At 60.9% G+C, this 15,941-nt stretch carries 15 protein-coding genes and 4 pseudogenes; 9 read left to right on the forward strand and 10 right to left on the reverse strand.

Annotated features, from left to right (window positions below; all coding sequences use genetic code 11):
* Nucleotides 1-248: 248 nt before the first annotated feature.
* From istA to ABWI03_RS33130, 3 genes and pseudogenes are all read left to right on the forward strand, one after another.
* Complete coding sequence (istA, locus tag ABWI03_RS33120; RefSeq protein ID WP_209923626.1) at nt 249-1,496, forward strand: IS21 family transposase; 1,248 nt, start codon at nt 249-251, stop codon at nt 1,494-1,496.
* Nucleotides 1,493-3,181, forward strand: coding sequence for an acetoacetate--CoA ligase (locus tag ABWI03_RS33125; protein WP_064113783.1), 1,689 nt, complete (start codon nt 1,493-1,495; stop codon nt 3,179-3,181). Before istA ends, ABWI03_RS33125 begins: the two co-directional genes overlap by 4 nt.
* Before the next feature lie 165 nt (nt 3,182-3,346).
* Nucleotides 3,347-3,529: pseudogene (locus tag ABWI03_RS33130) on the forward strand (IS256 family transposase); the annotation flags it as partial.
* A 104-nt stretch (nt 3,530-3,633) separates the two neighbouring features.
* Here the strand turns inward: ABWI03_RS33130 and ABWI03_RS33135 are convergent.
* From ABWI03_RS33135 to ABWI03_RS33150, 4 genes and pseudogenes are all read right to left on the reverse strand, one after another.
* Nucleotides 3,634-3,834: pseudogene (locus ABWI03_RS33135) on the reverse strand (helix-turn-helix domain-containing protein); the annotation flags it as partial.
* A gap of 756 nt (nt 3,835-4,590) precedes the next feature.
* Nucleotides 4,591-4,827 carry a hypothetical protein gene (locus tag ABWI03_RS33140; RefSeq protein WP_223304538.1) on the reverse strand — a complete coding sequence of 79 codons (237 nt, stop codon included), beginning with the start codon at nt 4,825-4,827 and terminating at the stop codon, nt 4,591-4,593.
* 556 nt (nt 4,828-5,383) lie between these two features.
* Nucleotides 5,384-5,521, reverse strand: coding sequence for a hypothetical protein (locus ABWI03_RS33145; RefSeq protein WP_178377388.1), 138 nt, complete (start codon nt 5,519-5,521; stop codon nt 5,384-5,386).
* A 240-nt stretch (nt 5,522-5,761) separates the two neighbouring features.
* Nucleotides 5,762-6,665: pseudogene (locus ABWI03_RS33150) on the reverse strand (IclR family transcriptional regulator).
* A gap of 198 nt (nt 6,666-6,863) precedes the next feature.
* On the opposite strand from ABWI03_RS33150, the gene ABWI03_RS33155 reads away from it, so the two are divergent.
* The 3 genes from ABWI03_RS33155 to ABWI03_RS33165 all read left to right on the forward strand — a co-directional run bounded on the left by ABWI03_RS33155 (nt 6,864) and on the right by ABWI03_RS33165 (nt 9,217).
* Entirely contained in the window at nt 6,864-7,061 is a 198-nt protein-coding gene (locus ABWI03_RS33155; protein WP_125053481.1) for a hypothetical protein, read from the forward strand.
* An 819-nt stretch (nt 7,062-7,880) separates the two neighbouring features.
* Entirely contained in the window at nt 7,881-8,036 is a 156-nt protein-coding gene (locus ABWI03_RS33160; protein ID WP_087503832.1) for a DUF6131 family protein, read from the forward strand.
* A gap of 248 nt (nt 8,037-8,284) precedes the next feature.
* Entirely contained in the window at nt 8,285-9,217 is a 933-nt protein-coding gene (locus ABWI03_RS33165; RefSeq protein ID WP_003944048.1) for a DoxX family protein, read from the forward strand.
* A gap of 574 nt (nt 9,218-9,791) precedes the next feature.
* On the opposite strand, the gene ABWI03_RS33170 is transcribed toward ABWI03_RS33165, so the two are convergent.
* Both ABWI03_RS33170 and ABWI03_RS33175 read right to left on the reverse strand, forming a co-directional pair.
* A complete protein-coding gene (locus ABWI03_RS33170) occupies nt 9,792-10,145 on the reverse strand; it encodes a hypothetical protein (protein ID WP_051649807.1) in 354 nt (117 codons plus the stop codon).
* Nucleotides 10,146-10,279: 134 nt separating this feature from the next.
* Entirely contained in the window at nt 10,280-10,813 is a 534-nt protein-coding gene (locus ABWI03_RS33175) for a sigma factor (RefSeq protein ID WP_073513845.1), read from the reverse strand.
* 505 nt (nt 10,814-11,318) lie between these two features.
* On the opposite strand from ABWI03_RS33175, the gene ABWI03_RS33180 reads away from it, so the two are divergent.
* The 3 genes from ABWI03_RS33180 to ABWI03_RS33190 are packed head-to-tail and all read left to right on the forward strand — an operon-like array spanning nt 11,319 to nt 13,092.
* Nucleotides 11,319-12,461, forward strand: coding sequence for an alkane 1-monooxygenase (locus ABWI03_RS33180; protein ID WP_149357449.1), 1,143 nt, complete (start codon nt 11,319-11,321; stop codon nt 12,459-12,461).
* Nucleotides 12,461-12,808, forward strand: a complete 348-nt coding sequence (locus ABWI03_RS33185; RefSeq protein WP_187781738.1) for a hypothetical protein — start codon at nt 12,461-12,463, stop codon at nt 12,806-12,808. The genes ABWI03_RS33180 and ABWI03_RS33185 overlap by 1 nt, the downstream gene beginning before the upstream one ends.
* Nucleotides 12,799-13,092: a BldC family transcriptional regulator gene (locus ABWI03_RS33190; RefSeq protein WP_081377674.1), complete on the forward strand. Its 294-nt coding sequence runs from the start codon at nt 12,799-12,801 to the stop codon at nt 13,090-13,092. The genes ABWI03_RS33185 and ABWI03_RS33190 overlap by 10 nt, the downstream gene beginning before the upstream one ends.
* Nucleotides 13,093-13,157: 65 nt before the next feature.
* Here ABWI03_RS33190 and ABWI03_RS33195 read toward each other — a convergent pair.
* From ABWI03_RS33195 to ABWI03_RS33210, 4 genes and pseudogenes are all read right to left on the reverse strand, one after another.
* A pseudogene (locus tag ABWI03_RS33195) lies at nt 13,158-13,410 on the reverse strand (carbonic anhydrase); the annotation flags it as partial.
* A 38-nt stretch (nt 13,411-13,448) separates the two neighbouring features.
* Nucleotides 13,449-13,796 carry a DUF3024 domain-containing protein gene (locus ABWI03_RS33200; RefSeq protein WP_073513844.1) on the reverse strand — a complete coding sequence of 116 codons (348 nt, stop codon included), beginning with the start codon at nt 13,794-13,796 and terminating at the stop codon, nt 13,449-13,451.
* Nucleotides 13,797-13,938: 142 nt separating this feature from the next.
* Entirely contained in the window at nt 13,939-14,997 is a 1,059-nt protein-coding gene (locus ABWI03_RS33205) for an IS30 family transposase (protein ID WP_209923624.1), read from the reverse strand.
* 723 nt (nt 14,998-15,720) lie between these two features.
* Nucleotides 15,721-15,941, reverse strand: a 221-nt coding sequence (locus ABWI03_RS33210; RefSeq protein WP_350835235.1) for a hypothetical protein, incomplete at its 5' end; no start/stop codon positions are given.

The following is a 15,941-nucleotide window of genomic DNA, read 5'->3' on the forward strand; positions in this document are numbered from 1 at the left end:
AATGTAGGCACTACCGATCCAGGCTTCGCCTACTCGGCAACCCACGGCAACTTGCAAGCGAGTCCCCGGCCCGAAACGGGCCGACCCTCATACCGTCTACCGAAGGCGCATCATGGTCCACATCGCCCTCACCCGAGGGCAGAGACCAGCAGCATGAAATCAGCACACGCCCCGCTCAAATGCGGAGAGCCCAATATTGACCCCTGACCGCCGATCCTGGCTCTAGTCGAGCCAGGAGGGACGAAGGGATGCTGTCCGTGGAAGATTGGGCCGAAATCCGGCGTCTGCATCGAAGCGAAAGGTTGCCGATCAAGGCAATCGCTCGCCTGATGGGAGTTTCCCGCAACACCGTCCGCTCGGCGTTAGCCGCCGACGGACCACCGAAATATCAACGCGCCAAATCTGGTTCGATCGTCGACGTCGTCGAACCCCGCATTCGGGAGTTGCTCCACGAGTTCCCGACGATGCCCGCAACGGTGATCGCCGAACGCATCGGCTGGGACCGCTCAATCCGAACCCTGAGCACAAGGGTCGCCGAATTTCGACCGGTCTATCTGCCGCCGGACCCGGCTTCACGAACCACGTATCTTCCCGGCGAGATCGCTCAGTGCGACTTCTGGTTCCCTCCGATCACTCTGCCGATCGATCACGGCCATGTTCGGACCGCGACGAAACTACCGGTCTTGACGATGACCTGCGGATATTCGCGCTGGTTCTCTGCCTTGTTGATTCCCACCCGCGGCGCCGAAGACCTGTTCGCCGGCTGGTGGCACCTGATCGTCGGGCTCGGCGCAGTGCCCCGAGTACTTGTCTGGGACGGCGAAGGTGCCATCGGCCGATGGCGGCACCGCAAGGTGGAACTAACGCAGGACTGCCAGGGATTTCGCGGCACTCTCGGTGCGAAAGTGCTCGTCTGTAAGCCGGCCGATCCGGAAGCGAAGGGCATCATCGAACGCAATCACGACTATCTGGAGACCTCGTTTCTGCCCGGCCGTTCGTTCACCGGTCCCAATGATTTCAACCGGCAACTGTCGGCGTGGTTAGCGATCGCGAACAGCCGTCGCAAACGCGCCCTCGGCTGCGCCCCGGCCGATCGCATCGATGCCGACCGCGCCCGAATGCTCGAGTTGCCGCCCGTGCCACCGGTGACCGGATGGCAGTACTCGACCAGACTGGCCCGCGATCACTACATCCGACTCGATTCGAACGACTACTCGGTGCATCCGTCGGTGATCGGACAGCGCATCGAGGTCACCGCCGATCTGGCCCGGGTGCGAGTGTGGTGCGCGGGCCGGTGCGTCGCTGATCATGTTCGGGCGTGGGCGAAACATCAGACGATCTCCGATTCCGATCACGTGAAAGCTGCTGTCACACTGCGCCATAACCGCATCACAGTGGTTCACCCGGCGGCTGAACCGGAGGTTCAGATTCGATCGCTGAGCGATTACGACGCCATGTTCGACGTCCCTGACTACGATGGAACGGAGGCACTATGACCACCAACAACAGCGGAACCCGGCAGCCTCAGCATGATCTGACCGCCGAGTTGAATTTCCTGTCCCGCGCCCTCAAAGCACCGACCTTGCGTGATGCCGCCGGACGATTGACCGAACGAGCACGTGAAGAGAGTTGGACTCACGAAGAATTTCTGGTCGCGTGCCTGCAGCGGGAAGTCTCCGCGCGAGAAAGTCACGGCGGCGAATCCCGGATCCGCGCCGCTCGTTTCCCTGCCCGTAAATCGTTGGAGGAGTTCGACTTCGACCACGCTCGCGGTCTGCAGCGTGATGCCATTGCGCATCTGAACACCTGGCACGGTCGTCCCCACGACCGGCGCAGCGACGTCGCCGCGCTGCAGGACCTGCTGCCGACGGTGCGGTCCACCGTGCACGTCCCGGTCCTGACCGACGCCCTCGCTGTCGCCGATGCTCACGCATGGGCCGACATCCTCGCTCGCCCCGCGCCGGTGCAGTTCGAGCGAGTCGATTTCAACGACCCCTTGTGGGTGCTGTACTCGTCCGGGACCACCGGAATACCGAAAGGCATCGTGCATTCACACGGCGGAGTCCTGCTCGAACATTACAAGCTGCTCGGCCTGCACCACGACCTCGGGCCGGGAGACCGCTTCTTCTGGTACACCACCACTAATTGGATGATGTGGAACCTCGTCGTGTCCGGACTCCTGCTCGGGTCGACCATCGTCGTCTATGACGGCAGTCCGACGTATCCGAACCCGCAGCGCCTGTGGACGATCGCCGCGGACTGCCGAGCCCGCGTCCTCGGAGTCAGCCCCGGATACCTGCTCACCTGCGCCAAAATGGGTGTCGAACCCGCCCGAAACCTCGATCTAAGCCACCTCAAGATACTCGGATCCACGGGCGCACCCCTGGCCGAGCAACAGTACGACTGGGTCCGCGGCCACGTCGGATCGACGATCCAGGTGGCCTCCGTCAGCGGCGGAACCGACGTGGTGAGCGGGTTCGCCGGCAGCGCCCCGAACACGGCGGTGTGGGCGGGCGAGCTGTCCGCACCGATGCTGGGTGTGGCCCTGGAAGCCCGCGACGAGAACGGTCGGCCCGTCATTGGCGACGTCGGCGAGTTGGTGGTCACCGAACCGATGCCCTCGATGCCCGTCTTCTTCTGGAATGACGCGGACGGGACCCGGTATCGCACCTCCTACTTCGAGACCTATCCCGGTCTCTGGCGTCACGGCGACTGGGTAATCGTGACCGAACGCGGCAGCGTCGTCGTGACCGGTCGATCGGATGCAACGCTGAACCGTCATGGAGTGCGCTTCGGAAGCGCCGACATCTACGACATCGTCGAAGACCTGCCGGAAGTCGGCGAGGCACTCGTCGTCGGAATCGAACTCGACGGCGGCGGCTACTGGATGCCGCTGTTCGTCGTCCCCGCACCGGGCAGGTCACTCGACCAGGAGCTCCGCGAGCGCATCACCACCGCGATCCGAACCCACGCGTCCCCTCGCCATGTTCCCGACGAGATCATCGAAGTACCCGCCATCCCGCACACCCGCACCGGCAAGAAGATCGAGATACCGATCAAACGCATCGTCCAAGGAGCGGACGTCGATCGCATCATCGGATCCGACACGATCGACGACCCCGACGCCCTGCGGTACTTCACCCGGTTCACCCGCACCGATGCCGCGAGCAGGACCCCCTGACAACCGGGGCGCATGCACCGCTTCCCTCCCTGCCACGCCATCCGAGCAACGAGCCGAGGTTCAGAAGAACGATGTTTTCCAAAGTATTGGTGGCTGCCGGGACTGTTTCGCAATCGGTGTTTTGGCCCGAGACGCTGAGTGAATGCTCGGCGAGGAGGTGCCGAGATGACGACACTGGAAGATGTGACGAAGAAGAGGGCCGAGCCCTCCGCGGAAGCTGCGGCGGCCGCAGAGTTGGTGCGCCTGGCCAAGGAGCAGGGCCTGTCGCTGACCGGGCCGGACGGCCTGCTCAAACAGTTCACCAAAACCGTCCTGGAAACCGCACTGAACGAGTGTGTGACACCGTATTTCTTCGGCGGCGGCATCAAGGTCGCGGAGACGATCTCCCGGCGATCGAGGCTACGCGGCCGCCCCGAACGCGCATCGTCTTCGAGGCCGGCCAAGCCGTCTACGTCGTAGCGGGCGCGCCAGGAGATCACCGTCGGCCGCGACACCCCGACCAGTTCCGCGATCGACGAATTCGACTCACCTTGAGATGCGAGCAAAACAATCCTCGCTCGCTGCGCCGCACCGGAGGAGATCGACCTCGACCGCAGTCGTCGGGCCAACTCGAGATCGTCGCCGTCTCGCAAGAGTAGGGGCTTAATCCGCATGCTTGAAGTATCTCAAATCGCACTGTCAAAGAATTTTAGGCGCGCGGCACTAGGTAGCGCTCTCACCTACCTCGCTGAGGTCTACGCCTCGAAGCCCTCATCACCGAACTCCGCGACTTCCCCATCCGGACTTCAGTTGGTGAAGGCTCGCGCGAACGTCCACCCCCTACTGGCGGACGCCAACTGGAATGTCGATCCGATGGGCGTATTCGGCACTCTCGGTCACTGCCACCATTCCGCGCGGTCCTCCCATCGCTCGCAACGCGACGTTTTTTTGCCTGCCCGGCAGGCAAGCAGGAACCGAGGTTCTGACGAGAACCTCGGTACCGGCGGCTCGTTCACCTCTGTCACATGTTGAGCGAACTTGCTCAGCCGCCTCAAGGTGCTACTCGAGCAGGGCGGTAAGGGAGTGAAGCTTGCCGGCGAGCCGGACGCCCAGAGCCGGCAAAGGGCACGGGACCTCAAGTAGGGGCGGTAGGCAGAGAAATGCCGTGACCCGTCCCCCGGCGCCATACTCTCGGGGTTGGGTCGATAATCTGGCGGAATCCGACCCTACGTCGGGTAGTGAGCGATCGCACCGCAAACACGCCGAACGTTCTCCGACGATCGAGCACGGCATAGTCGAACGCATCCCGGAGAGCAGTCCCAGTGGTCTTCGAAAACGAGTTCCCCAGTCAGGAGCAGATACTCGTCCCTACCACTCCAGACCGTTCACCTTTCAGCGTCGGGGAACCGGTCTATAGCAGTACGTTTCGGTCAATCAGCGCCCGCAGTGATCTCTGGAAGTTTCTCTGCGCGGCGCAAACGTTCCGCCATGTCGACGACCAGCCCTGTGGACGACTCGGAAAGGCCGACCACTGCAGCCAACAGTTGCCGCAACGCCCCCTGTTCGAGACAGTCGATGACAACCGACGGTTCCGCCCCCTCACTGTCGACCGGCAGATAAAAATACTTGTCATCGACGCCGAAGAAATTAGCAAGCACAGCGACCACATCCGGAGAAGGGTTCGTCCGCCTACTTCGACGTAACTGAGACAGATAAGGGCGGGAGAGGCGAGAGCCACTCGCGGCGAGACCGTCCGCCACCACAGCTTGCGTGACCGGACGACCGAATCGCGGCGAATCCTCGAACAACATATTCAACCGATCAGCGAACATACGATCCTCACGTCGAAAAACCTAGACAGTATCGATTTCAGAACGATGATCACATGTCGCCGCCGGTAAGAGGAGCGCTCGGACTCAGCAGCTCGTATCCTTCCCGCGCATGCAGCGGTTCCCTCGCCGCTATCGCGGTTAACCCTGCCGTTTTCTGCTTCCGACTCCCGTGCGCCCCTGTCAAGCAACGTTGAAAATAAGGACACATTGCAGCACAACACCATTACCGCCAATAGTTCGCTGTCGTGCCGACAAAACGGAAACATTGTCGCAGGCTCGGCACAGAAATTTCCAGCGGCAGCCCCGGCCGAAGCATTGAAAGTCGCCCACATCAACCACGACGACAACGAAACTGAGGCCGGTCTGTCGCTACTATCGACCCTCGACATTATCACCGCAGACGCCCACGTCTTCCTCGTTCCCGCCCCTCGGCCTGCTCCTGCGCATTGCGCGGCACCTCGACGCCGCCGCAGCATCCTTCTTGCGTGGCGCGAACCTCTCCGACGGACTCGACAAATCCAACCGCCACTTCGCCCACATCCTCGCCCAGGACGCCAACGGAATCCGCATTCTCGCACAATGACACATTCAACGAAAAATGTATCTGCTTGCAGCCCAACATGTTCAAAATGACATGGCTGATCCACGGCGAGCCCTGGAGAATGCAAACAAGCGCCATCCAGCGTGGTCGAGGAGTTAAGGATGCGTCAGCGAGTTCTCGGGAATACCGTCCAGTACTGACACCGCGGACTCGATCGGTCGAGATACGTTAGATCCAGTCTTCCGGTGATGCCGCCAGGAGGCGATCCATCATCTCCGCGGAGAATGTGGCCGCAGGAACGGAAGGCGCCTTTCGTGGTCTACGGGAATGGTCCGATTCGGGGTACAACGATCGAGAAATTTCACGGACCGCGTGGACGACCAAGGGGCGAGGCGTTCTAGCTGAACGGATTTGTTGTTGCCGCACAGGGCGATGCTGCCGACGGGTTCTTCGTATCCGCGAACCGCAGCAGCGATGCAGGCCACACCATGAGCTGACTCTCCTCGCTCGAAGGCCACACCGCGGCGCCGGCGGATGCGACTCAGTTCCTGGTGCAAAACATTGATGTCTGTGATGGTGTTTTCCGTACTGCGAGAAAGGACTGAGCCGAAAAGAGCGTCGACGCGTTCGGGGGCGATCCACGCCAGGATCGCTTTTCCGCCGGCGGTGCAGTGGGCGGGGGCGTGACCCCCGACACGCGACGGGATTGCAGCGGCGAAACGTCCGCCGACTTTGTCGAGATCGACGACGTCGGGGCCGTCGAGGACGGTCAGATGCACGACCATACCGGTCTGCTGGTGCAATTCGTGCAGAAACGGTGCGGCCGCTTCACGAAGCGAGCTGCGCCTCTCGCCGTCGCCGTCCCCCGGAGAGCGCGGCGACCGAGGCAGTATCCGAAGGAGGCGTGCTCGACCCATCCGAAGGTGGTGAGCTGATCGAGAATGCGGTGGACAGTGGAGCGAGGTAATCGAGTACGGCATGCAACCTGTTCGAGCGTGATCCGAGCTCCTCGGCCGCCGAAGGCGTCGAGAATCAACGTCAGTCGCTCGATCATCGAGGGTGGCAGGTCCTTGCCCGACTTCATCTCTGTCGAGACGCCCGGCGTTGTGCCATTCTGGTCAGCGATGCCCATGAAGCCCCTTCCGAAATTTACTAGAATTCATTCTATCTCCTGTGTTCCCCACCCAGTCGGTGGCTCGCTTGCAGAATGCGACGGTAAGCGCAGCAGACACATACATCGCGTCACAGACTTACCGGTGTCATCGGTGCGCGGGATGCGTTGCCTGCCAGTAGGAATGCGCGTTCGAAGAATTGGCCTATGGTCGATTTCGTGAGCACTGTGCCCGTCGTCGGCACCGAACTCGGACGCGACTGCCTTCAATGTAGATGTCCACTGTTTATTACCGTGCTCGAGTTCTACGCCGGTTCACCACCTGAACTGACCGACCGCCGGGAAAGTTTCGTTGATTGCCGCAGCGGATGCAGGGGCGTTATCGAACAGCCGGTCGGTATCGACATCAGCCGTTGACCGATACCACGATCTCGCCACTTCGCGGGGAGTGATCACCAACGTCTATCCGCGTCGCAACCGCTGCAGAATGGCATCGAGTTACGGGCGTGAGGCTTCGCACCGCCGGCGTGATCGAGATGAACATTCTCGGCCCCCCACCCACCCGCGCCAGCCTGGAACGAGGGCCGAACACTACCCTTCTCCGTTACTTGTCAGGAACGCGGCAATGTACTTGTACTGACGCACGGCAGAATGACGCTCATCTGGTGCAGCAGGCGACTCTGGACGACAAGGCCAGCATCAGGGAGTGCTGCCCGTCGCCTTGATCGGTTTCTGCTGGGCCTCGTTGTGCCTGCTCGACAAATACGGCGGGCTGTTCATGTTTGGAGAACAAGGCACCAGGGCATGGAGGATGTTGACCCGCCGGTTGAGTCCCCCACTCCGTCCCGGCGGGTCTTCGATCTGCGTGTCGGAGTTGTCGCCGGTTCTGACACGCACGGTCCACCGACCGATGTTCACACCTGATGTCGGTGGACCGCCCGAACTTCGCGCTCGTCGCCGACACGGCGGGCGCGTGCCCGCCCACCGAGACTCTGCTCGTGCTCAGTGTCGGTGGGCCCTTGACTACGTCCTTCCTCAATGTTCGCCAGGCACCGACCGGCCTCCTGGCCGGGCCAGGTCGGCGCTTAACGCCACCTCACTACATCTGGTTTCAATTTTGCCTATAATCTATGTCTGATGGTATAGATTCTGTGATCTATTGAACTTCTCGCACCGCCGGATCTGGTGGCTGGCCGGTGCGCAGAGCGAGAACCTAGCGAGAGAATAGGAATCACTGTGATTGTCCTCGGCATCATTCTGGCCCTGATCGGTTACTTCACCGCAATCAGTATTTTGACGACAGTCGGCATCATCTTGGTGGTGGTCGGCGCAATCCTGACACTTCTGGGCACTATGGGTCGCGCTGTGGGCGGTCGAAAAGTTTGGTATTAACACCCTATATACCTCGGCCTAACCCTCGCCTGGGACATCTGGCTCGCGCGGGTACCTAATTTGCTCGACCCATGATGATGCACCACTACCGGGATCGCCTCCTCCTGTAAGAGAGGTACTGGGCACATCCCACCTCCACGTTTGAGGGTGCCTGTCGACAGAGTTCAGTGCAGCTGGGCAACCTGCCGGGAGGCCCCGCGGAGAGTGTTTATCTCCGAATGTCGCATTCACTCTGGAAGGCTTGAAACATGCTGGTACGTCGAATTGCTCGTCCACTGCTTTCCACGATCTTCATCGCCGGGGGAATCGATGCTTTGCGCAACCCCGCTCAGCGAGCAGCCAAAGCGTCACCGCTGATCGACAAATCCGTCGAGACGCTGCCAGGAGCAGTGACGCAGAAGGTGCCTGCTGATCCGGAAACACTCGTCAAGATCAACGCCGCCGTCCAGATCGGCGGCGGTGCCCTGCTGGCCACCGGCAAGGCGCCGCGCCTCGCGTCGTTGGTCCTCGCGGGGAGCCTGGTACCGACCACGCTTGCCGGTCACGACTTCTGGAACGAAACCGATCCGTCACTGCGAGCGATGCAGCGGACCAACTTCATCAAGAACGTCAGCCTGCTCGGCGGACTGATGATCGCGTCCGTCGACACAGAGGGCAAGCCGTCGCTCGGCTGGCGCGGCCGCCGCGCCGCGAAGAAGGCTCAGGCGTCTATCGCCGCGGCACTTCCGTTGGTCGCATCGCAGACCGATCACACGAGCGATCGCGTCGAACACGCTCTGTCGGTGGCGTCCGAACGCGGTTCCGAACTTGCCGAAACCGCGAAGGCACACGGCACGGATTGGCTCGAACTTGCCAAGGAGCGCAGCTCCGAGTTCGCGGAGATCGCGAGCAAGCGAGCCGCGGAATTCGGAGAGGTCGCCAAAGAACGCGGCCCGGACATCCTCGAAGTCGCGCAGAAGCGCGGCTCCGAACTGGCCGAGACCGCACGTGAGCGCAGCGCCGAACTGGCAGAGCTGGCGAGCAAGCGCAGCTCGGAGTTCGCCGAACTCGCCCTCGAGAAGAGCAACGAGTGGGCAGAAACGGCGTCGGAGCAGACCGAGGTGCTGGGTAAGCGTGCTCGCAAGCGCGCAGAGAAGGCGCTCGAAAAGGCTCGCGCCAAGAAGGACGAATTGACGCACTGAGCGCACCGAAAAACACGGTCACAATCGTTCAGTGACGTTACTACGAGTTTGTTGGCTAGCGTTTTCTGGCTAGATTTCGTAGCCGACGAAAACACGATGGACATGCACTCCCAGAGATAAGTGCTCCGAGCGGATGACACAGCGGGGGCACCCACTGGCTGCGCTCGCGCGAGGCTTTGTTTGAGAGCGCGACTCGGGGGGTCCGCCAACGAACACGAAGGTAGAGGCAGGTCATATGGGGACCTGGCTCGCGAAATTGACGGATGATCACGGAGAGTGGCTGATGACGGCTCGCGCCGACAAGACCAAGATCACCAGAGAAGACGTCACCCTCCTACGCGGAGGACAGGTGATCGGTGTTGACGACGGTGTCATCGGCGTGGTCGGGTCGATGCCTCTCGATCCGACCACCGCATCTCCGCGGTGGGTCACAATACGCCGGGACCACTCAGGAGTGGTGCACGCACCACTCCCCCCTGTACAACAGCGAGGTGTGCGGCCCTAGACCTCACGCGTGAGTCGACTGCAGATCAGGAATCATAGGTCCCCGACCGATACCTCACCGAGTCGTGCGTCATGTGGTCATGGAGAACGCGTTCGTGGAGCATGCTGAAGCGGATCGGCGGACATGCTCAAGCCATTGTGCGTGGCATATGTCTTCTACTTCCGGGAATGCGGGCCCTCCCGAGAGGTCGAGGATCTGGTCCGGTCGTGGAGGTAGGTCGGCGTCGGTCACACGCTCGATGAGCCCCACTGCTTTCCATCCGCACGAGCATTGCGCCCGCCAACCGATCGTCGCTTCATCGGGCACGTACGTTCCGTCCTCGAGTCCGAAGCCCCGGGCGCTGTACGACAGTGCGGTGCGATCGCCGGCGACGATCGTCGCCGGCGCTCCTTCGTGAGCGCCGTCAGTACTCGTCCAGCACATCCCGTCTCCTTCCTGCAAACCCTTTCACAGTCGGACCACCTAATTCGTGCAAACCTCGATTACTGCGCCCGATCACCCCGCGAAGCTCTCCGCTCGTAGCACCAACGCCGAACATGCCTCCGTCAGAACTCCGGCTACATCAGACTGCATTGCTGACTAGCGCGTGCAGTCAATACGGCTGATTTGATGCTCGATCGCACAAGGGTAACGGTCACCCCGTCACGATGGGCTATCTGCCGCTGTGTCCAACCGCAGTAATATCCCTGGTAGAGGTATCTTCTTGCGCGGCAATCCCCTGTTGACCAACTGAAGCCGTCTTTGCATGCGTGGGCTTCCTCGGCCGATCCGGAGGCCTCCTGAGAGGACCATAAAGCCTCGCGCCGAGGGCGGGAGCGAATCTTTTCTATCGCTCGCCGGTGAGCAATCATGATTACCCACGCCGTAGGGCTCCCGTTTTCCGTCTTGTACTCGGGCGCGCATGCCCATACCTCGCGATACACCGACCGTGCCAGTTCGTCGCTAACTCGCTGATCACCGAACATCTGCATGAGCAGGTCGCAGGCCCAAGGGGAAGTCCGGTCGTAGAATTCGGCGAAAGCTGCACGACTCCCGGAGGAAACAGAACACAGCACAGCAACAAGGTGGTCGTCTGGATCAGCCTTTACCATCACGGTCGCCCCACTCTCACGTGAACTTACAGAGCGAGCATAGTCATCTGCACTCAGCAGGAACCTCGGAAAGTGGGGCTCGAACGTCTCGAATGAATGTCAGTTAGTACACAGCAGCCGGAAGTCGTGTAGCTAGCCCCTGCCGTATTGCTGTGGTCTCCATCACCCGCATCCGAGGTTGATGGAGCGCTCGCTCCGAATCATGGGCACACCCAAAGTCGCAACATGCCCAAGCAGGTTGGCAAAGGCATCCCGGAATGAACACGAGTCTTGTTCTTCACCAAGATCATTCATCGATCGTGCGAAAAAGACGGATTAGCCACCGGCGATTCGTGGATATCCGAGGAGGCCGAGATCGTAGGGCCGCGCCTCAGCCCCCGACGTGCGATCACCTCTTACTTCGATTCCACGTGTAACCCTCGGCTCTGGAATGAGATACACATATCGTAAACGTCCTCTAAGACTGAATCCTTAGGAAAATGCCCCCTATTCACCAGATGTCACCATGACTCCCGCGGCTTCCACACCCGCGAGCATCGAAGGCCCTTCGGTGTGGCGTGATCGTAAGAGGTACCTGTGGCCGCTCGGATTGCTGATTCCACTCAGCCCGTTCATCTCCTGGTTTCTCGTCGACAACCTTCGTCTCGGATTGTTCTGGGCGACCGGCGCGTGGCTACTGGTCATCGTCATCCCGATCATCGACATGCTGGCCGGTGAAGACGGCGAAAGTCCGCCGGACGATGCGATCCCACGACTGCAGAAGGACCGCTACTACCGCTGGTGCACTTACGCGTTCCTCCCCTTGCAATACGCCGGTCTGGTCTTCGCCTGCTGGTGCTGGATCAACGCTCCGATGGGAATCGCGGAGAAGATCGCGATGTCGTTCACGGTGGGCGTCGTCGCCGGCGTCGGTATCAACGCGGCCCACGAGCTCGGCCACAAGAGCGAGAAGATCGAACAGTGGCTCGCGAAAGTGGCGCTTGCGCAATCTCTCTACGGGCACTTCTACGTGGAACACAATTTCGGCCACCATGTGCGTGTAGCTACTCCGCAGGACCCGGCCAGCTCACGGTTCGGTGAGAGCTTCTGGAGGTTCTTGCCACGAAGTGTGTTCGGCGGGCTGCGTTCGGCATGGCGCATCGAGAGCGCTCGACTCCAGAGGAAAGGCAAACGAACCTGGAGCTTCGAGAACAATATTCTCAACGCTTGGGCGATGAGTGTTGTCCTCTTCGCGACGCTGATCGGTATCTTCGGTTGGGAGGTCGCGCCCTGGCTCCTGCTGCAGGCAGTTGCCGGATTCACCTTCCTCGAAGCCGCGAACTACCTCGAGCATTACGGCCTGCTGCGTGGCAAGCGTGCCGACGGCTCGTACGTTCGCGCCAGCCCCGCTGACAGTTGGAACAGCGATCACGTCGTGAGCAATCTGTTTCTCTACCAACTGCAGCGGCACAGCGATCACCACGCCAACCCGAAGCTGCGGTACCAAAGTCTGCGTAGCGCGGCCGAAGCGCCGCAACTTCCGGCCGGCTACGCAGTGATGATCGTGATCGCGTGGATTCCACCGCTGTGGCGCCGGGTGATGGATCAGAGATTGTTGGACTACTACGACGGCGACACAGAACGAATCAACGCCAGGAGCACGACCTGATGAACGCCCACGACCCAACAAATACAGAGTCAGATCCGTACCCGCACAACGACATAGATCGCCACCTGCAGTCTCACGCCAGATTCGCACGTGCAGCGTCGAGTCCAGAAGTCATCGCCGCCGCGCAATTCTTGCTGCAGCAACCCGATGCCTATCTATACCGCCGCCGCTACCTCGAACTCATCGTCGATACCACAGACTCAGACGGCACCCCGATCACCGACTACACCGCTGCCGAAAAATATCTGCTCACCGCGTACAGAAAAATTCTTCGATCCGATACCGGGCATCCGAGTCAGAAAGAATCACGCACCGTCGACTCCTCGAAAGGACAATCATGGGCCTGAACGGGTCGACTCCAGCCTCCGCTCAGCACGAAAGCAGCGGTGGCAATGGACCGCCACCTCCTCCCGCTGTCTTTGATATCGGCTCCGAAGACTTACTCACTCCAAAACAAGTGTCCGAACTTTTTCGTGTAACTCCGAAAACAGTCGCTCGCTGGGCTGACGAAGGAAAAATCGGGTTTACCTCGACCATCGGCGGTCACCGCCGCTACCACCGCACCGAGATCCGTATGCTCTTGCACTCGCTTCACACTCCAGGGCCAAAAACGGATCCGACGGCATCCTGAATTCAAGCCCGAAATGCTGTAACCCAACCCTGACGATACCGATGCACGTTACTTTCGTTCGCGGATCAGATGCTCCCGATGTCGCCGACTGTGCCCTGAACTCGCATGTGACCGTCGGACAACGTGTACGTGACACCGACGATCGCGCACGCACTCTTGTCCATCTTGTCGGCGATGATCCGCGACCTCTGCATGATCAGCGCGCCGGTCTCCACGACGTGACGGCCTTCGAGTTCGTCGACGGTGGACAAGCCCTCGTTGCTGCCTATCAGAACCACGCTCGACCGCACTGCGGACGAAGCTGTCCGGAACAGTTCTTGGTCTCAATAGGTCAACGCATCACCGACGATAACGGATCAGCCCCAGAAGATCGGATCGCCACCGTTTTCGATGTGATCGAGCAAATCCTGAACGTGAGGGCTCGGCGCCAAGAACTGGTAACGGTGAAATTTGAGGTTCCGGTCCCGCCAATACAAAGTCCACAGCCCGGTTTTCTTCGTGTAAGACAGGCGGGCGATCGGGAATCGCGTCCACTCCGGTCCGAAGTCCTCACGCCACGGCGACCGGCATTCGCAGATCGTGACATGGCGCGGCGCGATGTCGCATTCGACCCGAATCTCATGACGCAGACGATCGGGAACTCTACTGGCGCAGTACTTCACGATCCGGGCGACATCGAGTTCGGGAAGTCCGGTAGCAGCCATGACCATCATCATGCCAACCGCCGTTATGGCCAGCTTTGCTATCCAACTGCGGAGGAACCGAGCACCTGGTCTTCTCGTTGGCGTGGACTGTCCCAGTCGAGCACCCGACGAGGCCGATCGTTGAGTCTCGCCGCGATCGAATTCAGGCCCTCCTGGCTGAAAGTGCGCAGGTCAGCGTTCTTGCGCGGTACTGGCGCAGGAGCCCGTTCGTATTTTCGTTCGTCCCTCGTTGCCACGGATGATGCGGGGCGCAAAAGTAGACGGGCAGGTCGAGTGCTGCGGTGATGCGCTCGTGCGCGGCCATTTCCAGTCCCCGATCCCACGTCAACGACCGACGCAGATGCGCAGGCAACCGGCCCAGATAGGCAATCAAGGCGTCCGCAACCGTCTCGGCCCGGTACCCGTCCGGCAGTGCGACCACATGCACGGCGCGTGATTGCCGATCCACCAGCGTCGCGACCGCTGACGGGCGGGTGCCGAACACGAGATCGCCTTCGAGGTGTCCGGGCTCGCTACGATCACCGGCCGCAGAGCTGCGGTGATCGATGGGGACCCTGTTCCGTATCTGCCCGCGCCCGTGGGAGCGTTTCTTCCCACGAGGCCGGCGGATCCGCCGATCGGTACGCAGTTCGTGAAATTTTGTGTCGTCGAATACTTGTCGCGACGGTATATACAGGCAACGGTAAATCGTCTCGTGCGAAACCCACATCTGCGGATCGGACGGGTACTCGCGCCGGAGCCAGGCGGAGATCTGCTGCGGTGACCACTGCTCACTCAGCTTCCCTGTGACAACCTCCTGCAGAAAATGCCTGGTAGAGAGGGTCGAGATTTGAGGGCGGCGCGCGCGGACATACGCTGCGGCATCCGCCGGGGTCGCCCGATAGTGTTCGCGGCCGCCGTTGCGGGCGATCTCCCGTGCGATCGTGGACGGGGATCTTCCGAGTTTGTCGGCGATCGTCCGAGCGCTGTCACCGGCGGCGATCCCACGGGAAATCTCTTCACGCTCCCCGGCCGTGAGATGAGATGCTCGCCGACGACGTGGGAGCGGCCGGATACCGCCGGATTTACGCAGGAACCGGCCGATCTGAGGGACACTCTCCCCGAGGACCCGCCCGGTCGCACTCAGCGAATCACCGCGACGCCACATCTCCCAGATCGTGTTCTCTTGATCCACAGTGAACCCGAGCGCCTTGTTGCCCATCCATGCCTCCACGATCACGCATCATGTCACCAGCAGTGATGCGTTGACGTATTGAGAGCAAGTTCCGTTGTCGAGGGCATGGACGCGTGGTTGACAAACCGCTCGTTGCCTTCGCGAAGAGACGTCCAAGCGGAAAGGGGGGGCTTGATCGCGGCATCCATCTACCGTGCATACAAAGTCTGGCGACTCACTATCGACACCTGAATTGAGGGCCTGGAACCGTGCGGCGGGGCGCTGGTCGACGATACTAGAACAGTACGAGGGACTGAGCCCGGAAAACAATTTACTGCGGTGCAGGCCGCATTCTCTTAACACCGTGGTGACGGATCGGGCCACCGCTGAGGGTCTGCACCCGAATCGAGGCTACGCGCCGCCACATCCTCAAGAAGATGCACGTCCATTTGTTGACCCCGAGATTCAGTCCGGCCGGAAGGTGTTCGCCGCGAGACTTGTTCGCCCACAATCACACGTCTCAGCCTAGACAGTGATGCGTACCGGAAAGCTGAATTTCTTCTCACCGTGGATATTACGTATTCCTATTGCCGGCGCCGATGGACCGGGATCAGGAATGACCGCTTCCGCTCCCCTGAGATCTATCTACTCAAAAACTGAACTGCTCCCTACACGTAGGGCCGTGGAGTTCGGTCCCAACGCGCAGGGAGCATCTCGTGGCGAACTCATACCTCGACAGGTTTTCGGTTCGGCGTCAGCCCGAATGTTCGCTCAGCTGAGCGAGTTCAGTGCGGTGATGAAAGAGACGGCGGTGATGCCGAGCTTGAGCAGTTCGCTGATCTTGCCGAGATTCAGTTCCTCGAGCGAGTCGGTGCTCAGCGATGCGGTGTCGAAAGAGGCTCTTCCCAGATGAGGGTGTAGGTCGGCCGGGCGCGTCGGTCCGCAGGTAGACGTCGAGGTCTCCCGACGATGGAGGTTCCTACGCCATCCAT

The organism is Rhodococcus baikonurensis, assembly GCF_040489275.1.
In the GTDB taxonomy this organism is placed as follows: Bacteria; Actinomycetota; Actinomycetes; order Mycobacteriales; family Mycobacteriaceae; genus Rhodococcus_F; species Rhodococcus_F baikonurensis.